The sequence below is a fragment of the Maribacter litoralis genome (assembly GCF_003075045.1).
Lineage (GTDB): Bacteria > Bacteroidota > Bacteroidia > Flavobacteriales > Flavobacteriaceae > Maribacter > Maribacter litoralis.
On record NZ_QCZD01000003.1, the window covers coordinates 375,061 to 395,371 of the forward strand.

The 20,311-nt window shown below is 37.1% G+C and carries 19 protein-coding genes; 10 read left to right on the forward strand and 9 right to left on the reverse strand.

Annotated features, from left to right (window positions below):
* Nucleotides 1-58: 58 nt before the first annotated feature.
* Nucleotides 59-451: a DUF423 domain-containing protein gene (locus tag DCS95_RS13070; RefSeq protein ID WP_116771231.1), complete on the reverse strand. Its 393-nt coding sequence runs from the start codon at nt 449-451 to the stop codon at nt 59-61.
* 81 nt (nt 452-532) lie between these two features.
* Between DCS95_RS13070 and DCS95_RS13075 the strand changes: the two genes are divergently transcribed.
* From DCS95_RS13075 to DCS95_RS13090, 4 genes are all read left to right on the forward strand, one after another.
* Nucleotides 533-1,906, forward strand: a complete 1,374-nt coding sequence (locus DCS95_RS13075) for a saccharopine dehydrogenase family protein (protein WP_116771232.1) — start codon at nt 533-535, stop codon at nt 1,904-1,906.
* A 138-nt stretch (nt 1,907-2,044) separates the two neighbouring features.
* Entirely contained in the window at nt 2,045-2,515 is a 471-nt protein-coding gene (locus DCS95_RS13080; protein ID WP_116771233.1) for an Lrp/AsnC ligand binding domain-containing protein, read from the forward strand.
* Nucleotides 2,516-2,554: 39 nt separating this feature from the next.
* The gene (locus DCS95_RS13085) at nt 2,555-2,869 is read left to right on the forward strand and encodes a hypothetical protein (protein WP_116771234.1); all 315 of its coding nucleotides are present in this window, start codon (nt 2,555-2,557) and stop codon (nt 2,867-2,869) included.
* A gap of 108 nt (nt 2,870-2,977) precedes the next feature.
* On the forward strand, nt 2,978-3,484 hold the full coding sequence (locus DCS95_RS13090) for a ferritin (RefSeq protein WP_116771235.1): 507 nt from the start codon (nt 2,978-2,980) through the stop codon (nt 3,482-3,484).
* 70 nt (nt 3,485-3,554) lie between these two features.
* Here the strand turns inward: DCS95_RS13090 and DCS95_RS13095 are convergent, their stop codons facing one another.
* The 3 genes from DCS95_RS13095 to DCS95_RS13105 form a co-directional block, all read right to left on the reverse strand.
* On the reverse strand, nt 3,555-4,250 hold the full coding sequence (locus DCS95_RS13095) for a zinc metallopeptidase (protein ID WP_116771236.1): 696 nt from the start codon (nt 4,248-4,250) through the stop codon (nt 3,555-3,557).
* A gap of 135 nt (nt 4,251-4,385) precedes the next feature.
* Entirely contained in the window at nt 4,386-5,486 is a 1,101-nt protein-coding gene (gene ald, locus DCS95_RS13100; RefSeq protein ID WP_116771237.1) for an alanine dehydrogenase, read from the reverse strand.
* Nucleotides 5,487-5,743: 257 nt separating this feature from the next.
* Nucleotides 5,744-8,860, reverse strand: coding sequence for a leucine--tRNA ligase (locus DCS95_RS13105; RefSeq protein ID WP_116771238.1), 3,117 nt, complete (start codon nt 8,858-8,860; stop codon nt 5,744-5,746).
* A gap of 201 nt (nt 8,861-9,061) precedes the next feature.
* Here DCS95_RS13105 and DCS95_RS13110 point away from each other — a divergent pair, with 201 nt between their 5' ends.
* The 6 genes from DCS95_RS13110 (at nt 9,062) to DCS95_RS13135 (ending at nt 14,418) form a co-directional block, all read left to right on the forward strand.
* Nucleotides 9,062-10,876, forward strand: a complete 1,815-nt coding sequence (locus DCS95_RS13110; RefSeq protein ID WP_164674193.1) for a T9SS type B sorting domain-containing protein — start codon at nt 9,062-9,064, stop codon at nt 10,874-10,876.
* A 62-nt stretch (nt 10,877-10,938) separates the two neighbouring features.
* Nucleotides 10,939-11,817 (forward strand): cell division protein FtsX, encoded by an 879-nt coding sequence (locus DCS95_RS13115; protein WP_116771240.1) that lies wholly within the window; start codon nt 10,939-10,941, stop codon nt 11,815-11,817.
* 9 nt (nt 11,818-11,826) lie between these two features.
* A complete protein-coding gene (locus tag DCS95_RS13120; RefSeq protein WP_116771241.1) occupies nt 11,827-12,090 on the forward strand; it encodes a DUF3098 domain-containing protein in 264 nt (87 codons plus the stop codon).
* The gene (locus DCS95_RS13125; protein ID WP_058104916.1) at nt 12,091-12,888 is read left to right on the forward strand and encodes an undecaprenyl-diphosphate phosphatase; all 798 of its coding nucleotides are present in this window, start codon (nt 12,091-12,093) and stop codon (nt 12,886-12,888) included.
* Between the two features lie 23 nt (nt 12,889-12,911).
* The gene (truB, locus tag DCS95_RS13130; RefSeq protein WP_116771242.1) at nt 12,912-13,622 is read left to right on the forward strand and encodes a tRNA pseudouridine(55) synthase TruB; all 711 of its coding nucleotides are present in this window, start codon (nt 12,912-12,914) and stop codon (nt 13,620-13,622) included.
* 67 nt (nt 13,623-13,689) lie between these two features.
* Nucleotides 13,690-14,418, forward strand: coding sequence for a hypothetical protein (locus DCS95_RS13135; RefSeq protein WP_116771243.1), 729 nt, complete (start codon nt 13,690-13,692; stop codon nt 14,416-14,418).
* Here DCS95_RS13135 and DCS95_RS13140 read toward each other — a convergent pair.
* From DCS95_RS13140 to DCS95_RS13160, 5 genes are read right to left on the reverse strand one after another with little or no spacing between them, the layout of a single operon-like run.
* Complete coding sequence (locus DCS95_RS13140; protein WP_116771244.1) at nt 14,401-15,012, reverse strand: thioredoxin family protein; 612 nt, start codon at nt 15,010-15,012, stop codon at nt 14,401-14,403. The genes DCS95_RS13135 and DCS95_RS13140 overlap by 18 nt on opposite strands.
* Before the next feature lie 57 nt (nt 15,013-15,069).
* Entirely contained in the window at nt 15,070-16,476 is a 1,407-nt protein-coding gene (locus tag DCS95_RS13145) for a TolC family protein (protein WP_341865192.1), read from the reverse strand.
* Complete coding sequence (locus DCS95_RS13150; RefSeq protein WP_116771246.1) at nt 16,476-17,828, reverse strand: HlyD family secretion protein; 1,353 nt, start codon at nt 17,826-17,828, stop codon at nt 16,476-16,478. Before DCS95_RS13150 ends, DCS95_RS13145 begins: the two co-directional genes overlap by 1 nt.
* Nucleotides 17,821-19,503 carry a peptidase domain-containing ABC transporter gene (locus DCS95_RS13155; protein WP_116771247.1) on the reverse strand — a complete coding sequence of 561 codons (1,683 nt, stop codon included), beginning with the start codon at nt 19,501-19,503 and terminating at the stop codon, nt 17,821-17,823. Before DCS95_RS13155 ends, DCS95_RS13150 begins: the two co-directional genes overlap by 8 nt.
* Entirely contained in the window at nt 19,496-20,182 is a 687-nt protein-coding gene (locus tag DCS95_RS13160) for a TetR/AcrR family transcriptional regulator (RefSeq protein ID WP_116771248.1), read from the reverse strand. The genes DCS95_RS13155 and DCS95_RS13160 overlap by 8 nt, the downstream gene beginning before the upstream one ends.
* Nucleotides 20,183-20,311: the final 129 nt, after the last annotated feature.

Here is a 20,311-nt window from a genome sequence, read left to right on the forward strand (position 1 = left end):
ACGCCATTAATGGGTTGAAAATACATTATTTAAGTACTATAATGACGTATTTGTCTTTCTATTTTATCATTTTAGATTTCAATATTCCGTAACCTGTAAGCGCCCATGCCGTAATCAAAAACAACCCACCGATAGGAGTTACTATTCCTATAACGGCAAAATCGAACTCGACTAAAGTATTTAATGATAGTAGGTAAATGGAAAATGAAAACAGTATGACCCCTATTACCGTGCATACAAAGGCGGTTTTTTTAGATTTCATGAATCCTTCAGGCAACAACCCTAGTACAACCAGAAAAAAGGCGTGGTACATTTGGTACCTCACCCCAGTCTCAAATGTTGCTACCGCCTGTGCATCGACCAACTTTTTCAACCCGTGAGCCCCAAATGCTCCAAACACTACCGCAAGCATCCCAAACAAGCATGCAGTGACTAAAATTGTTTTTTTCATAACTTTATCTGTAACTTTTTTTATAAATGTAACAATTTGATACCTTAGTAAATCTTAACCAATCAAAAATACTGAAATCGTATGATGCGAAAAATTCTTGTTATAGGCGCTGGTAAATCTACTTCTTACTTATTAGATTATCTACTGGGCAAAGCTGCATCAGAAAACCTGCAAATTACTATTGGCGACATCAACCCGACCACTATACCATCATCGATCTCGAACCATACACATTGTACGGTTATTGGTTTGGATATCTTTAAGGAAACAGATAGAAAGAATTCTATAGCTGAAGCGGACATAGTTATTTCTATGCTACCTGCCCGTTTTCATATCATGGTAGCAGAAGACTGCATAGCATTAAAAAAACATTTGGTTACAGCATCATATGTAAGTGCTGATTTACTGGCGTTAGATTCAAAAGTAAAGGATGCAGGACTGGTATTTATGAACGAAATTGGTTTAGATCCGGGCGTTGACCATATGAGCGCCATGCAAGTAATTGACCGTATTCGTGACAAGGGCGGCAAAATTATTCTTTTCGAATCTTTCTGTGGCGGATTGGTTGCGCCTGAACACGACAATAACCTTTGGAACTATAAATTTACCTGGAACCCACGAAATGTGGTACTAGCAGGGCAAGGAGGAACCGCAAAATTTATACAAGAAGGCACCTATAAATATATACCTTACCACCGCTTATTTAGAAGAACCGAGTTTTTTGAAATTGAAGGCTATGGAAGGTTTGAAGGCTATGCCAATAGAGATTCTCTCAACTACCGAGAAGCCTATCAATTACAAGATGCCTTAACAATTTACAGGGGAACCATGCGTCGTGTAGGATTTTCAAAGGCATGGAATATGTTTATACAACTGGGAGTTACAGATGATACCTATACTATAGAAAACTCAGAAAACATGAGCTATAGAGATTTCATCAACCTCTTTCTACCGTATTCCCCAACCGATTCTGTAGAACTTAAGCTTAGACATTATTTAAAATTAGATCAAGATGATATTCGATGGGACAAATTAATAGAGCTCAACATATTTGACCAAACCCGAGTTATAGGCATACCAAATGCTACACCTGCACAAGCACTACAGAAAATTCTTGAAGACAGCTGGACACTTAAGGCAGAAGAAAAAGATATGATCGTTATGTACCATAAGTTCGGTTATGAACTGAACGGGGAAAAGAAACAAATAGATTCTAAACTGGTGGTAACCGGAGAGAACCAAACCTTTACCGCAATGGCAAAAACCGTAGGTTTACCGGTTGCCATGGCAGCATTAAAAATTTTAAACGGCGAAATAACTACACCAGGGGTTCAAATACCTATCTCAAAGGAGGTTTACGAACCTATTCTGAAAGAATTGGAATCTTACGGCGTTAATTTTAAGGAATATGAAGTGCCCTATTTAGGTTACAACCCCAATTCTGTAGTTACCTAGGTTATTTTAACTAACATATTGAAAGCAAATAAGTACTTTTATGTTTTAATCCCTCATTGAGGATTCTATTACTTAAGGCTTGCCTTAAAATAATACATACCTCTAACCGCTAGGTTGAGGTAATTAATTTAACAAAACATGAAAACATCTTCTTCTTTGGCTAAAATTGACGGAATCGATAAAAAAATCTTACGGTTTTTAATGGAAGATGCCCGTAAACCTGTGCTTGAAATTGCTAGAAGTATCGGTATTTCAGGTGCTGCCATACACCAACGTTTACGAAAGCTAGAAGCATCAGGATTATTATCGGGCTCTAAATTCATTGTCAATCCAAAATCATTAGGTTACACCACAATGGCCTATATAGGCATTTATTTAGATAAAGCAATGAGCAACCCAATGGCGGTTAAGCAATTAGAAAAAATACCCGAAGTATTGGAATGCCACTATACTACTGGCAACTGGTCAATACTGATTAAAGTTCTTTGTCGTGACAACGAACATCTTATGCAGGTTTTGAACAAGGAAATTCAAGCAATAGAAGGCGTCTCAAGAACAGAAACCTTTATTTCTTTGGCACAACAAATTGATAGGCAAATCACAATTTAATATTTTGATTTAATCTAAATAAGCTTTAGCTTTGATCCCATGAAAGTGGTTTTTCAATCTAAATTTTATACCCTTTATCAATCGGATAAGGAGAAGTGTCATTATCTTGACATGAACCAAAAGACCATTAAATTATCTTTTTGCCAGTTCTTGGCCCTGAGAAGCAAAGTGCGAAACATTTCAATTGAAGAACACTTTGATTCCGACCTCAACAAACACGGATTTGAAGTACTGATGCTTTGCAACAAAGAACATTTATTCGTATTAAATACCGTTGAGCTGTTAGACTTAAAATCTTTGGTCGAATATAGTTTTATATCGTTAGATGTAGACCATATTGCAACTACTTCATAAACCCACCGTGTATCTTATTTATAATTGGTCTTAAATTAAATTCAAATTGAGGCGCAGATACTATATTTCATTATATAGTCGTTACTTTTATACTAAATTTTAAGAGAAATGAAAGATATCGCGAGATTAAACATGAGTATTAAGGTCACTTCTTTAGATGCCCTTAATGACCAAATACAAATGGAAGGCAAAGCCTCTTCATCTTATTTAGCAATGGCATCATGGTGTGATCAGCATTCATATACGGGTAGTGCAGAATTTTTTTACCGTCAAGCAAATGAGGAACGTGAGCACATGATGAAAATTTTTAAATTCATCAACGATTGTGGTGGTAATGCTATTTCCCCAGAAATATCAAATATCAACCATGACTTTTCTTCTTTAGAGGAAATTTTTGAAACTGCTTTAGAGCAAGAAATTGCAGTAACAAAATCGATCAATAAAATAATTTCCCAGGCTAAGAAAACAGAAGATTTTGCTGTCGAGAACTTCTTACAGTGGTTTGTTAAAGAACAACTTGAAGAAGAAAAAACCATGAGAGACATTCTAGACCTTTTTGACGTTATAGGCAGAGAAGGTATTGCACTCAAATTAATTGATGAGCGTATTAAATAGATAGCTTTATCGACAATAAAAAAAGGGAGTCTACAATGTAGACTCCCTTTTTTATTGTTATACTTTAATCTTAGTCTCTGCCACCGAATACTTGAAGTCCCCAGTACACTAATGTTGCCAAAGAACCAATTGCAGCCACTAAATAGGTACGTGCAGCCCATTTCAATGCATCTTCAGAACCTTTGTACTCTTGCGGAGTAACTACGTTCTTGTTCTTTAACCATGCCAATGCTCTATTACTTGCATCATATTCAACAGGCAAGGTCACAAAACTGAACAATGTTGCCAAACCCATCATTATAAGACCGGCAACAGCTACCCAATAGCCAAACCCTACGCCGGCAGCGGCTCCTAACGCCAATCCACCGAATACGACCCACATAGACATGCTAGATGTTACACTAACAATCGGTACTAATTTAGATCGCATACCTAACCATTCGTATGCTTGAGCATGCTGTACCGCATGACCAACCTCATGGGCTGCAACCGCAGCAGCAGCAGCGTTTCTTTGATTATAAACACCTTCGCTTAAGTTTACGGTTTTATTGGCAGGGTTATAGTGATCCGTAAGCATACCCGCAGTGGAAACTACTTTTACATCGCGTATACCATGATCCACCAACATCTTTTCTGCAATTTCAGCACCACTCATCCCATTTTGCAAATGGACTTTTGAATAATGCTTAAACTTCCTCTTTAATTTATTACTAACTAACCAGCTGACCAAAGCTATTGCTCCGATCAATATATAATATCCCATCATAATTTTTCAAATTTTAAATCGATTAAATATACTAAAGATTCATTCTTTAATTAGAATCTAGATATTTAAAAGCAAAAACCCCGCCAAATTCCTTTCGGATATGACGGGGTATATTTTACTGACAAATTGTACAGATTAGGCTACGACCTCTTCCCAACCAAAAGCTTCAATTATTTCTTGATATACAACTTTTCCTTCTACAATATTCAATCCTTTATTTAAAGATGCATCTTTGGCACAGGCTGCCTCCCAACCTAAATTAGCCAATTTCAATGCATATGGTAAGGTTACATTGGTCAATGCCATAGTTGAAGTGTACGGTACCGCACCTGGCATATTAGCTACGGAGTAGTGTACCACATCATCTATTATATAAATTGGGTCTTCATGCGTTGTAGGCTTGGTAGTTTCAACACATCCACCTTGATCAACAGCAACGTCTACGATGACGGTGCCTGGTCGCATTTCCTTTAACATATCCCTAGTTATTAAATTGGGAGCCTTCGCTCCTTTTAACAACACTCCACCAATAATTAAGTCGTGCGTTTTAATTAACCTTCTAATATTAAACTCGTTTGAAAACTCTGTAACCACATGTGGTGGCATTACATCGTTTACATATCGTAAGCGTTTCATATTAATATCAAGTATAGTAACGTGAGCTCCTAAACCTGCTGCCATTTTAGCAGCTTGTATACCCACTACACCAGCACCTAACACCAAAACCTTACCGGGAGCAACACCGGGAACACCACCCAAGAGAACTCCACGACCTTTAACAGGTTTCTCTAAATACTTCGCTCCCTGTTGTATGGCCATTCTACCGGCAACCTCAGACATTGGCGTTAAAAGTGGCAATGTACCCTCTTCATCTTCAACAGTTTCATAGGCTATACAAATTGCTTTTTGCTTGATCATTGCCTTGGTCAATGCCTCACTAGATGCAAAATGGAAATATGTAAATAGAATTTGACCCTTTTGGATTAGATCATATTCTTCTTCAATAGGCTCTTTAACCTTTACGATCATTTCACTCATGGCGTAAACCTGACCTATGGTATCTAAAATGATAGCACCTGCTTGTTGATAATCTTGATTAAAGAATCCACTGCCTTCACCAGCATCTGATTGTACATATACTTTGTGGTTGTTCTTTACCAATTCGAAAACTCCGGCCGGTGTCATACCTACCCTGCTTTCATTGTTTTTGATTTCTTTTGGAATACCAACGATCATGATGTTATCATTTTAAATTAAGGTGCAAAATTGAAACTAATTATACATATATCAAACAATAAATCGATAAAACATAGGGGTTACTTGATATAATTATCATTTTACAGCTAACACACCCCTATTTTTTAAGGGGTATATTTAATCTCATACCTAATCATTCAATATAACACTAAAAACCAGAAACATCTTTGACGAATAATTAAACAAAAAAAAGAGGCAATGAAAATTGCCTCTTTTTTTTGTTCAAAACCGAAGAATTAACCGACGATATTCACAATCTTGCCAGGTACAACAATTACCTTTTTAGGTGTTCTACCCGCAAGTTGCTGTTGTGTTTTTTCATGTGCCATAACCGCTGCTTCTATTTCATCTTTACTTAAATCTAAAGATAATTGCATGGTGAATTTCATTTTACCATTAAAAGAAATTGGATATTCCTTATCGCTTTCCTTAATATACTTTTCTTCGAATTTCGGAAAAGGCGCCGTAGCTATAGATGTTGTATGACCCAACTTGCTCCATAATTCTTCTGCAATATGAGGTGCATAAGGAGACACTAAAATTGCCAATGGCTCCAATACTTTTCTGCTTACACATTTTTGTGATGAAAGTTCATTTACACAGATCATAAATGTAGATACGGATGTGTTGAAACTAAAATTCTCAATATCTTCTTCTACCTTTTTAATGGTCTTATGCAATGTTTTCCATGATTCTTTAGAAGGCTCCTCCTCAGAAACAACAAATGCACCATCTGTACCAGTATGGTATTGACGCCACATTTTTTTCAAGAATCCGTGTGCTCCCGTAATACCTGCCGTGTTCCAAGGTTTTGATTGCTCTAATGGCCCTAAGAACATTTCGTACAAACGCAAACTGTCTGCGCCGTACTCCTCACAAATAGCATCGGGGTTTACGACGTTGTATTTAGATTTAGACATTTTCTCGACTTCGCGACCTACCAAATAAATATCGTTATCTGCATCAATAATCGTACGTTTCTCTCCTATAAAGCTAGAATTCTTATACTCAGCTCGCCAATTTCTAAAATCATCAATATTTAATTCATCAGTATACTTTACTACACCACCGTTCTCGATAGTTTTTAATAACCCAATATCTGCATTTATCTTATCATACCCTATCCCTATTCTAATACTCAAGTATTTTACTATTTCTTCTTCATTTAAACCTTTAATAGCCGAAATATGAATAGAATCTTTCTCAAAAATTTGATATAAAAAGCTCTCACCTTTAGACAGGTATTCTTTAGTTAAATGACTTATATAAATATCTTTTATTGACTTGTCATTTTGCACCCACAAGTTACCATCAATCAAACCTCTTGACAAAAAATAATCACCAAATTCGATTCTTACTTCTGCTTTTTTAGCATTTGATTCCGTTGTATAAAAGTCTGAAATATAAGGAGCTAACTTATAAACAAACGCACTAGTCCCCGTAATCATTCCTTGGTTGATCAGCTTTTTGGCAAACTCATCTTTTGGTACCAAACCTTTATCGAACATGAACTTTTGCCAGAAACGAGAGTACAATAAGTGACCAGTTGCATGCTCACTACCACCTATGTATAAATCTACATCTTGCCAGTAATTAATAGCTTTCTCGGAGAATATCTCTTCGCTATTATGCGGGTCCATGTACCTATTAAAGTATTGAGAACTACCTGCCCAACCTGGCATGGTATTCAACTCTAGCGGAAATACTGTGGTATTATTTATCTCGCTATTATTGACAACTTTATTGGCAACAGTATCCCACGCCCATACCTCAGCGTTACCTAATGGTGGTTCACCGGATTCAGTAGGTAAGTACTTTTCCACTTCAGGTAACTCAATTGGTAAATGTTCTGGAGAAATCATCTGCGGCATTCCGTCTACATAATACACCGGGAAAGGTTCTCCCCAATATCTTTGGCGACTGAATACGGCATCGCGCAAACGATAGTTTATTTTTCCTTCGCCATGTCCAATTTTTTCCAACTCATAGATAGCCAGCTTCATTGCTTTCTTGTATGGTAATCCGTTTAAGAAATCAGAGTTGGCAATAACAGTCTTCTCCTTATCGGCAAATGCCTCTTCAGAAATATCCACTCCCTCAAAAATATTAGGGATTGGTATATTAAAATGTTTTGCAAAATCATAATCGCGCTGATCACCACATGGAACGGACATCACAGCTCCTGTTCCATAACCCGCTAACACGTAATCACCTATCCAAATCGGAATTGGCTCTTTGGTAAATGGATGTTCTGCATAGGCTCCTGTAAATGCACCTGATATGGTTTTTACATCTGCCATACGATCACGTTCAGAACGCTTTGCCGTTGCCTCAATATATGCCTCTACCTCAGCTTTCTGATCTGGTGTAGTTATTTTACCTACTAATTCATGCTCTGGTGCCAAGGTCATAAAAGACACTCCGAAAATGGTATCGGGTCTTGTTGTAAATACCTCTATTTTTTCATCATGGTCTTTAACATTAAAAATAGCACTTGCTCCCTGACTTCTTCCAATCCAATTGGTTTGTGAATCTTTTAAAGGTTGTGGCCAATCTATTTTATCCAACCCATCTAACAAACGTTGTGCATAGGCAGATATACGCATACTCCATTGGGTCATTTTTTTACGAATAACCGGGTGACCACCACGCTCTGATACTCCGTTTACGATTTCGTCATTTGCCAATACCGTACCTAGTGCAGGACACCAGTTTACCTCAGTATCCGCCAAATATGTTAATCTATATTGTAATAGTATTTCTTGTTTTCTAACATCAGAATACGCTTTCCATTCATCAGCTGTAAATGCCTCAATATCCTCATCACATACGGCATTCACATTGGCGTTTCCATCCGAAGAAAATTTAGAAATCAAGGTTTCTATATCTTCTGCCTTATCGGTATCCTTATTATACCACGAATTGAATATCTGTATGAATATCCACTGTGTCCATTTGTAATAATCAGGACTAGAAGTTCTTACTTCTCTGCTCCAATCGAAAGAAAAACCCAATTGATCTAACTGCCTTCTATAAGTTTTGATATTGGCTGCCGTAGTAATTGCAGGATGCTGACCTGTTTGAATAGCATACTGCTCCGCCGGCAAACCAAAAGAATCGTAGCCTTGCGGATGCAATACATTAAAACCTTTATGCCTCTTATATCGTGCATAAATATCACTTGCAATATACCCTAACGGATGCCCAACATGGAGCCCTGCACCAGAAGGATAAGGAAACATATCCAACACATAGAACTTTTCTTTATCAGAATCGTTCTCCGCTTTAAATGTTTGATTTTCTGCCCAGTATTTTTGCCATTTGGCTTCAATTTCGTTGAAATTGTATTGCATGATCTTTACTTCTTTTCTGTAAGCCGCAAAAATAGGTTGAATCGTTGAGAGTTAAAAAGATATTGCTAATTAACAGCTTTACTTCTACAAACTATAGAACTATTGCCAATTGACTAAATTTGGTATCTTACAATCGTGAAATTAATGTGTCCCAAAAAATTAGTCTTTTTACTTTTCATATTCTGTTTGGTTTCCATAGAAATGAAAGCCCAATTAGGATTTTGCGGTGGCAATTCTGGCGACCCTATTTTTACAGAAGATTTTGGTGCCGGGACAAATAACGGCCCAGCTTTGCCCGCTGGCACAACCACATATAACTTTACCGCCTTTACCCCTAATGATGGGGATTATACTATTTCTAGCACCACAAATTACTTTGATTGGCTATCATTACAGGATCATACCCCTGGAGACACCAATGGAAAAGCATTTATCGTCAATGCCAGTTTTACTGCCGGGGAGTTCTATCAACGTCAGGTTACGGGATTATGTGAGAATACTACCTATGAATTTTCTTCTTGGCTAATCAACCTACAACCTGCAAATAGCTGCGAAGGCAACAGTATACCCGTTAACGTTCGTTTTCAAATTTGGGACGAAACGGACACTAATCTTTTAGCCCAAGGTGATACAGGAAATATTTTCAATACCGGCAGCACCGAGTGGGACCAATATGCTTTGGTATTCAAAACCGAACCAGGACAAACATCGGTCATTTTAAAAATGAGAAACAATAGTAATGGCGGTTGTGGCAATGACCTTGCCATAGATGATATTTTATTTAGAACTTGTGGAGATAATGTTACCGTTTCAACCTCAAATAATGAAGCCAACTTAGTGGTCTGCGAAACTCAAGGCGGTGTTTCAAGAACCCTTACCGCTACACCAGATTCGTCTGTTTTCAGTACCCACGCTTACCAATGGCAACAAAGTACAGATCAGCAAACGTGGACAGATATCACAGGTGAAAATAGTGCGGTTTTGAATACCCCTGCCGTAACGACCACTACCTATTTTAGAACAAAAATTGCAGAAGATGCGGTCAATATCAACAACGACCTTTGTAATGTCGTCTCAGATGTTTTTGATATTACCGTCTTACCTATACCAGATGCACCTACAAGCAATGGCGATATCACAATTTGCGAAGGAGAATTAGGCACATTATCCGTAAGCACACAAAGCAACTATATTGTTAATTGGTATGATGCCGAGATTGGCGGTAATTTAGTATTGGCAGAAAGCAATACCTTAGAAATCGGTGTTGGTGGCACTTATTACGCAGAAGCAAATTCCACAACAATTGAATGTGCATCAACAACTAGAACAGCTGTTTCCTTAACTGTCAACCCGCTACCCATAGTACCAGATGACATGAGCACATTTTTATGTGAAGATTCTTTTACAACTTTAGATGCAGAAGTGGAAGATGCCACTTATCTATGGAACACCGGCGAAACTACTCAACTAATCAATGTAACCGCAGCCGGCGAATACAATGTTCTGATTACGAATACCAACGGGTGTTCTGCCATGCGTAATTTTAATGTAAAGCAGATAGACCTACCAATAATAGATACAATTGAATCTGATGGCGCATCAATATTGGTCGCTACAATGAATACCGGTAATTTTGAATATTCATTAGACGGAATTTCTTTTCAACCCAGCCCCATATTCGATGCCGTTGAAGGTGGGTTCTATACCATTTATGTACAAGACAACACAGATTGTGGCGTAGTAACCCAAGATTTTTATCACTTGGTCATTCCTAAATTCTTTACACCCAATGGCGATACATTTAATGATACTTTTGCACCTGACGGATTAGAAATCTTTAGCAACATAGCCATATCTATTTTTGACCGTTACGGCAAGCTCTTAAAATTCGGGAATTCAGATTCGACTTCATGGGATGGTACTTTTCAAGGTGAACAAATGCCAGAAGATGATTATTGGTATCTTATTAAGGCAGATTCCTCCCAATTTAAGGGTCACTTTAGTTTAAAACGTTAAGGCTTTTTTTTTTAAGTTCCATTTCACTTTACTTTGCTATTTTTACTGCACTTTTAAGCACTATGGCAAACTCTTTCGAAAAATACCAAAGACGCAAACTTATCTCCTCTTACTTTTCTGTGGTGCTGAGTATTGCTTTGGTTTTGTTCCTATTAGGTATTTTAGGATTATTGGTTTTGAATACCAAAAAAATGGCAGATCGTTCTAAAGAGCAGATTACTATTTCTGTATTTTTAAAAGAAAATACCAAGGAAATTGAAGTGGAACAACTTCAAAAAACTTTGGCAATGTCAGAGTACACCAAGTCTTCTACCTATGTTTCTAAAGAAGAAGCCGCAAAACAACATAGTGAGGAAATTGGGGAAGATTTTGTAGACTACTTAGGCTACAACCCTCTTAAAAACTCGATAGACGTAAAGCTAAACGCTGATTTTGTTACCGCAGAAAAAGTAGAAGAGATTGCCGCAACACTTTCTGAAAAAAGTTTTGTCGATGAAGTTAGCTATGACCGGGTATTGGTCAGCATGGTCGCAAAAAGCGTAGAACAAATCGGATTTTGGATTTTAGTAGCCAGTGCAATTTTTACTTTTATTGCGGTATTGTTGATCAACAGCTCTATTCGGTTATCTATCTACTCAAAAAGATTTATCATTAAAACCATGCAAATGGTCGGCGCAACCAAAACATTTATTCGTAAACCTTTTATTTGGCAAAATATTAAATTAGGTATGATAGGCGCAACCATTGCATTGTTAGCTATAGGTGGTGTTGTATACTATGTAAATACCAATTTTGAGGATTTAGGACTTTTAGAAGAACCTTATATTTTAATCACCTTATTTGTTGGTGTTTTTCTATTAGGCATACTTATTTCGTTCATTAGCACCTATTTCGCTACCCAACGTTTCTTAAATCTTAGAACGGACGAATTATATTATTAAATTTGCGGCATGAGTAAAAAGAACAAAATTGAACAGCAACCTAAACAGGAATTTATTTTTCAAAAGAAAAATTACATGTTCATGTTCATTGGACTTGCCTGTATTGCATTAGGTTTTATTTTAATGAGCGGTGGTGGAAGTGACGACCCTAATGTATTCAATCCTGAAATATTTAATTTTAGAAGAATTAGACTTGCCCCAACTCTAGTACTTATCGGCTTGGGTATAGAGATATATGCCATTTTGTTGAACCCGCATAAAAAGAAAGATTAATTGGATACTTTAGATGCTATTATACTCGGTATCATACAAGGATTGACCGAGTTTTTACCTGTTTCATCAAGTGGTCATTTAGAATTGGGGAAAGCCATTTTAGGAGACAACTCCGTGCAAGAGGAAAGCTTATTGTTTACCGTGGTTCTCCACTTTGCTACTGCATTAAGTACCATTGTTGTCTTTAGAAAAGATATTTGGGAAATTATAAGTGGATTGTTTCAGTTTAAATGGAATGAAGAAAGTCAGTTCTCTGCTAAAATCATAGTTTCCATGTTACCTGCTGTTTTTGTAGGTCTTTTTTTTGAAGAACAACTAGAAGCCTTTTTTGGCGGCAACATTAGGTTTGTAGGTTTTATGCTGATCATTACCGCTGTGCTTTTATATTTCGCCGACAAAGCCAAGGATACAGATAAAAAAGTAAGTTTTGGCAATGCCTTTATTGTTGGCATCTCACAAGCGATAGCCATGTTACCCGGTATTTCACGTAGCGGTGCCACTATTTCTACTTCCGTTCTTTTGGGGGTGGATAAATCTAAGGCGGCTAGGTTTTCTTTTTTAATGGTTGTACCATTGATCTTTGGAAAAATTGCAAAAGACCTTATGAGTGGCGATTTAACTTTTGATGGAGAAAATAATGTAGCCATGGGCGCTGGTTTCATTGCAGCCTTTGTTGCCGGTCTTGCCGCTTGTACTTGGATGATCCAATTGGTAAGAAAAAGCAAGCTATCCTATTTCGCCATCTATTGCCTTATTGTAGGATTGATTGCCGTTATATACGGATTTACTAATCCGTAGTACTTAAAAAACACCCCATATACATGCAAGATTTGACCAAAGAAGACTATTTAAACGGTCAGGTACTATTGATCGACAAGCCTCTAGAATGGTCCTCTTTTCAAGCGGTCAACAAATTGAAATGGGCGATTAGAAAAAAATTCAGTTTAAAGAAATTTAAAATTGGGCACGCAGGTACTCTAGACCCGCTGGCGACAGGACTTTTGGTCATTTGTACCGGTAAGTTCACGAAGAAGATTACCGAATACCAAGGTCAAGAAAAAGAATATACCGGTATCATCACCTTAGGCGGTACTACACCCTCTTATGATCTTGAGACAGAAATCAACGAAACCTTCGGCACTGAACATATTACCCCAGAACTAATTTACGAAACAACCGCCCAATTTATAGGTGACATTGAACAAGCACCGCCTGTTTTTTCTGCCTTAAAGAAAGATGGCAAACGTTTATATGAGTTGGCACGAGAGGGTAAAACCGTTGATATACCTAAGCGTAAAGTACATGTAAGCGCTTTTGAAATTACCAGTATTGACAAATTGAATGTCCATTTCAGAATTGCATGTAGCAAGGGTACTTATATACGGTCTATGGCACATGATTTTGGAAAAGCATTACATTCTGGTGCACATTTAACTGCATTAAGAAGAACCAAAATAGGTGATTTTAACGTAGATAATGCTCAAGACCCTTTGGTCTTTGCCGATATATTATTAGGTTCAGAAGAAAACTAGCCACAAACTATTGCTTGTCATTTATCGATCTTCTAAAATATTTTAGTATTATTAAGGTTATATATTCATGGAACTGAACAGAAAACAATTATCTCTACTTGCCACTATCTTTAGCTTGTCTATTGTAGTGTTGGTATTGTATGGTATTCAGTTTGGCGGCCAAGAAGAGACTCACGAAGACTATGTTGTTGAAATGGTGATGGACCCAGAAGTTTTGGAAGAAATTCTGAAAGAAGAAGAACCTTTGGAAGAACAAGTAGCATCTGACCCTATTAAAAGTCATTTAGCATTTAACGAAACTGCAAAACCTAGTTACGGTAACCCAGAACCATTACAGACTTTAGAAGAGTTAATGGAAGAACGTAGTGAAATGAGCGACGGCGATCCTACCGAAAGCATATATAACGACACCGGATATTCTGAAAGAGTTAAGGCCTTAGCCAAAAAGCGAGAGGAAAAAAAACAGCTTTTAGGAGAAAAAGAAGCGCAGAAAAAAGAATTCACCAATAATCTTGCAGCCAGACGAACATCTGTATCCTATTCATTGGTTGACAGAAATAACTATAAATTACCACCCCCAATATATACGTGTATCGAAGGAGGTAAAGTTGTCATTAATATTGAAGTAAATGCCCTAGGTTATGTTACGGAAGCTGATTTTAATGCTAAAAGCTCAGGTACATCTAACGGATGTTTGGTTGAAAACGCTATAAAATACGCCTTAAAAGCACGTTTCAACAGTTCTGAAAAAGACACGCAAAAAGGCACAATTACCTATTTATTTCAAGGGAAGTAATTCTAGTAAATCTTTAATAATACTTTGCCCTTTATCCTTATTATAAAAAATTTGAAGATCTTGTTTAAATTCCGGCGTTAACTTGCCATACGCTGTCTTGTAATCTTCCACCAGTTTTGTAGCTTTCTTAGACCTAGGCCCCCAAGTGGCCACAACTTTATTTTCTTTCTCATTTATGGCTATCAATTTCGGAATAGACCTACCTCCATTGGTCAAGAATTGATCCATAATATTCAAATTTTCATCCCTAAGAATTATTGATAAGGAAATATTAGGATTTATCTCGGTGAATTTATGCATTACAGGTAGTGCAGGCGAGGCATCTCCACACCAACTTTCAGATAATACTACCCATGAAACTTTTTGGTCAACAGCCTTAATCTTTTGAATGACCTCATCGGTAAACTTTAAGGTCTTGTCCCATCTACGCATGCGACTATTGTTCAATTGCGTGTATTGAGATAATGCTTCCGTTTGTTCAGGACCTGTAGATGCTCCTTTTTCAGCTAATTCTGAAACCAGTGTCCTATATTCAATGTAACTAAAACTATTTTTTAATCCTTCTGCAATACTATCTTCCTGTAACAACTCCATAATATTTATGTTTTCACATTTTGATCGACCACATTAGTAGCAGTAAAAACAGATTACTTACAAATTTTCAGGATTGACAGCTAGACTATTGAACAACTTTGCTTTAGCTTTAAAATATTTGTTCTCTACCTGATTCTGCTTTAAAACTGCATCTATCAATTTAGACTCCCTAGAATTTATTAAGAACAGCGAACTTTCCCCGAAACTGAATTTTCGTTCTTCGGCAGCTAACAGCGCTTCATAACTGGCAACAATATCATCAATCAATATGTTCTGATTTTCAAAAGAGGCCAACTCATTATAGATAGCCAAAATTTTATTCTGTATTTGCACCTCGGCATTATCCATTTCAAACTGTGCATCCCGTAATTTCAGTTTTGCCAATTTAAGATCCCCTCGTTCTTTTCTAAGAAATAAAGGCAACTCAAAATTTAATCCGCCTTTATAGTTTTGCGTTTCAAAAGAGTTCAAATACTCTGGCTCATCTGTAATAAACTTGTATTCCACGTCTATTTTAGGCAAGAGCTTATTAGTCTTTAATCGCTTATCTACCCGCAAACCATCTATTTTATATCCTAGCGATTTTAATTTGGGATGATTCTCTAGCTGAAAACTATCCAACGGTTTTCCTAAAATTTCCAACGCTTGATCTATCTCTACATCCAACGACAGATCCGGCACCACACCTGGTTGTAATTCCATCGGAATATTATCTCCCATCCATAAGAAGTTGGAGAGCTCTAATTGTGCGTTTTGCAAAACTACATTCGCCTGTTCTCTTTCCAAAGCTCTATTTTGCACGGCAATCTTAGCTTCTACAGTATCAATGGCGGCAATTTCACCTGCATAGGCATTTTTATTGACACCTTCTAGCCTTACTTTGGCATTTTCTAAAAAATCATTGAACAGTAAACTATTCCTATAGGCTTGCAGCCAATTGAAATATGCCAAAGAAGCATCGAATAATATTTGATTGACCAACAGATCCCTATCCGCTTTAGACTGCTCCCTAAAAAATTTGGCTTTTTTCACAGTGGCCATACGCTCGTTGATCCAAGAACCGCGACCTAAGGAAAGGGCTACCCCAGCACTGTAGAGTCCATCATCCGGCACATTTCTCTCCGCATTTAAATATTCACCCGAGTAATGCTCAAATTCCCCCTTTAATTCTATGCCGTACCATGTAGGAATCTTAAATGTAGAATTTAAAAGATCATAGTATTCGGTTCCCTTAAATTCCTTTGTTGAATAATCTACCGATATTTTGGGATCGAACCCACCACGGGCCTTCATAAGATTGGCTTGACCAACACTCATAACCATTTCGGCCTGTTTGGTAATTGGGTGATACTTTTTTACATAACCCAAATATTCCTTAAACCCCAACGGAATAGTATCTGCATTTTGGGCCGATGCAAAAAAACCGGTACATAAACAGAAAAAGAAAAAAATGCTTCTCATCATTATTTTTTTACGGGTTTATCTTGTGCGCCTTCTGGCTGATAATAATTAGGTGGGAAACCATTTAACTGTCGCCATAGTTCATACCAAATTGGCACATCTTCCAATAATGCAATAGTATTTGCCCCAGAACCCACTCGTAACGCTTCTGGCCATGCCTGGTCTTCTTCATCAGGAGATAATAGCACCCTATATTTTCCATTTGGATTAATAAAGGTTTCTATTGCTACTACCTTGCCCGCATAGGTACCATATGAAGCATTAGGCCACCCGCTGAATACAATGGCCGGCCATCCATCGAACTGTATCCTAACTTTTTCCCCTAAATGAATTAAAGGTAAATCAATGGGTTCTATAAATGTTTCTACCGCCATATCGTACTCTGCCGGCATAATACCTACTAATGGGGTACCTTCTTTAAATGTCTCACCTATACCTGCCGTTAGTACTTTGTTGATGTACCCATTTTGTGGAGCTCTAATATAACGCAATGCGCTTCGCATTTGGTAGTTGGTATAATCGTTCTCCAATTTACTTACTTGTGCCTCAGAATCGAATTGATTGGACATTGCAGTAAATTTATCGCTCTGTGCCTTAGAGATTTTATCGGTGTACGAAGCCTCTACCCTGTTAATTTCTACCTCGGCATTGATAATCTCATTTTTGGCGGCCAATAACTTGTTTTCCTGTGAAAGTAATTTGACCTGTGTTTCTTGCAGCTTTAAACGCTTTTCTTCCACATCGGTTACCGCTTTTAAACCTTCGCTCTGTAGTTGAGCGGTTCTTTCAAACTGCCGTTCCGCAATTTGAATGTTGGTCTTTGCGGCTTCAAAATCGATGCTATCACTCTGTGCTTTTAGCTTTGCCTGCATCAACTTATTCTTTGCCTGCTCTAATTTCAATCTTCTTTCATTGATTAAGGCGGCAACTTGATTATCTAACGATTTCACTTTTTCGCCATATGAGCTTACCGATGAACTTTTAGATTTTAACTGTTGCCCCGTGCGCTCGACCAAATCTGGATCAAAGTATTCCGATTTTATTTCAGAAATGAACAATATGGTATCTCCCTTTTCAACATAATCCCCTTCTTGAACATACCATTCTTCTATTCTACCGGGTATCTGAGATTGAATGGTCTGTGGTCTTTGCCCCGGGGTCAGCGTAGTTAAATTGCCTCTAGCGGTAATGGTTTGGGTCCAAGGCAAAAACAATACGATAATACCTACAGCGGCAAATGCAAAGAGAAATCTATTAAAATGCTTGTAATGCCTCTTGTGGTTTACTTTAGTAACCGATTTAAATCTCGCTATAGAGACTTTTTCGTTAAGTTTATTATGAGATATATTAAGCATCTGTTCCTTGGATTTCGTTAATAATCTGTCCTTTTTCCATGGTTATGATTCGTGAACATTTTTTAATCCACTTATCATTTTCACTAACTACAAGCAATGCCCAACCGTTAGATGGATCGCTTAAAAAGTTTAAAATACGGTCTGCCTCCTCTATATTAAATTGATCTAAAGGATCTTTGAGAATCAATAATTTTGGTTTACGAACAATGCTTCTGGCCAATACTATTTTCTTGGAAACCGTATAAGGTATCTGTTTACCTTCTGGGTACAGCACCGTATTTAAACCCTCTGGTTGCTTCTTGACAAAATCGGTAAGTCCTACTTTATCCAATGCCCAATAAACTTGCTCATTGGTAGTGTCTTTATCACCAAAGGTGATGTTGTTCAAAATAGTACCCTCAAAAGGAGTTTCTTCTGGTAAAGACTGACCTAGATGAGAACGGTAATAATTTAAGTTCATTCCTTTTAGAGATACTCCGTTAACATACACACCGCCACTATCTGGCTCAATAATACCCGCTATTAAACGCAACAATGTATTTTTTCCAGAACCGCTATTACCTCGTAATAGAATGGTACAGGTAGGAGAAATGGTTAAACTTAAATTATTGATGATCTGCCTTTTTGGTTGTGGTACACTATATGTAATTTCACTTAACTCAACCGTAAAAGCTTGATTTTCCATAAATGGTTTTTCACCTTCTTGTGCCTCTAATTTTTTATCTACCACTTGCCCCATTTTTTCTAGAGATGTCAAGAGATCATAAAATGTTTCCAAACCTAAAATCAGTTTTTCGACCGAACTGATCACTAAAAGGATAATAATTTCAGCCGCAACAAACTGACCAATGTTCATCTCTTGGTTTAGCACCAACAATCCTCCGATCAACAATAGACCTGCCGTTACCAATACCTTGAAACCGATCATTTGAATAAACTGCAACACCAAAACCCTAAAGTGACCTTCTCTTGCGTTTAAATAGTTGACCACCAAAGTATCGTTCTTATCGAGGGCATGAGACGTTTTGCCCGATAGTTTAAAACTTACAATAGACCTTGCTATTTCTTGAAGCCAATGCGCAACTTTGTATTTACTTTTAGATTCATCTAAACTGGTATCTAAGCCTCTTTGTGCGGTAAATTTGAACACTACATAAATCAGCAGCAGCAGCAGCATGCCGTACACTATAAAAAATGGGTGATAAAAAGAAAGTAACAACAACCCAAATACAATCTGCAATAAGGCAGCGGGAAAATCTATCAATACCTTTGATAAGGATTTCTGAATGGTCAATGTATCAAAAAACCTGTTTGCCAATTCTGGCGGATAGTAGTTATGCAACTCGCTCATTTTAATTTTCGGAAAACGATACGCAAACTCAAAAGATGCCCTGGTGAAAATCTTTTGCTGTACATTTTCAATGATTCTTATTTGCATAAGTTGTAGCACGCCCACAAAAGCAACACCTAAAGTCACTAAAATTACAAGTACTATCCAAGAAGAACTTATTTGGGCACCTTGCATTAAATTTATAATTGCCTGTATACCCAATGGTAATGATAAGTTGACAACCCCTGCAAATATGGCGTAATAAAACACCTGAAAAATATCTTTTTTATCTAATTTTAATAGACCTAAAAATCGCTGCCAAGCAGTTAGTGTTTTATTACTCATTTAAGTTTTGTTTTAATGTATTGAATACAAGGTGGGTCAAGTATTGTGTTGGTGTCACTCTCTCATTACAATCTGTAAGCGATGGAAAATGCTCTCTTAAATAATGCTGGTGCAATCCGTTTTCCAAAATGGTGCTAGCTAAACTTGTTGGGTATTCATAATCTGCATCTACTTCTGCAATCATTTCAGATAAACGCCCCACCAATCTCTTATAGATAGCATAATATCCTTCTTTATTCTCAGCATCTACTTCTTTGGTCAAGTACGCTTTGGAATATTCGTTAATTACAATTTGATTCAGAAGCACTTCATTAACATGGGAAAATGCCGAATCTTCTTTGATTTCCCTTGTAATGATTATGATGGACTTTAATAATTTCTCTTTCGGATTTTTAATACTGTGGGTTGCGAATACCAATTGATATTCCATCCAACCCCAATACCAAGAAGTTAGGTAGACAAGCAGCTTATGTTTGTTTTCAAAATACCTGTAAATAGAACTCTCGTTCGAACCAATTTGATGACCTAGCTTTTTAAACGTAAAACTCTCAAAGCCAATCTCATTGATCATTTGAATACTAAACTGAATAATCTTTTTACCGAGTCCCGAAGATTCGGGATCCTTTAGAAAAAGTTTTTCGTTAATCTTTATTTGCACCCCTTGCAACAGCCGTTCCATATTACTTTTAATTATATAAAACGCAAATATAATAGTATTACTATTGGTTTATAATAGTTTAACACTTATTAACTTAAATTCAATTGTTTACATTACACAATATCACATTCATTTTCTAGTATTTGAATT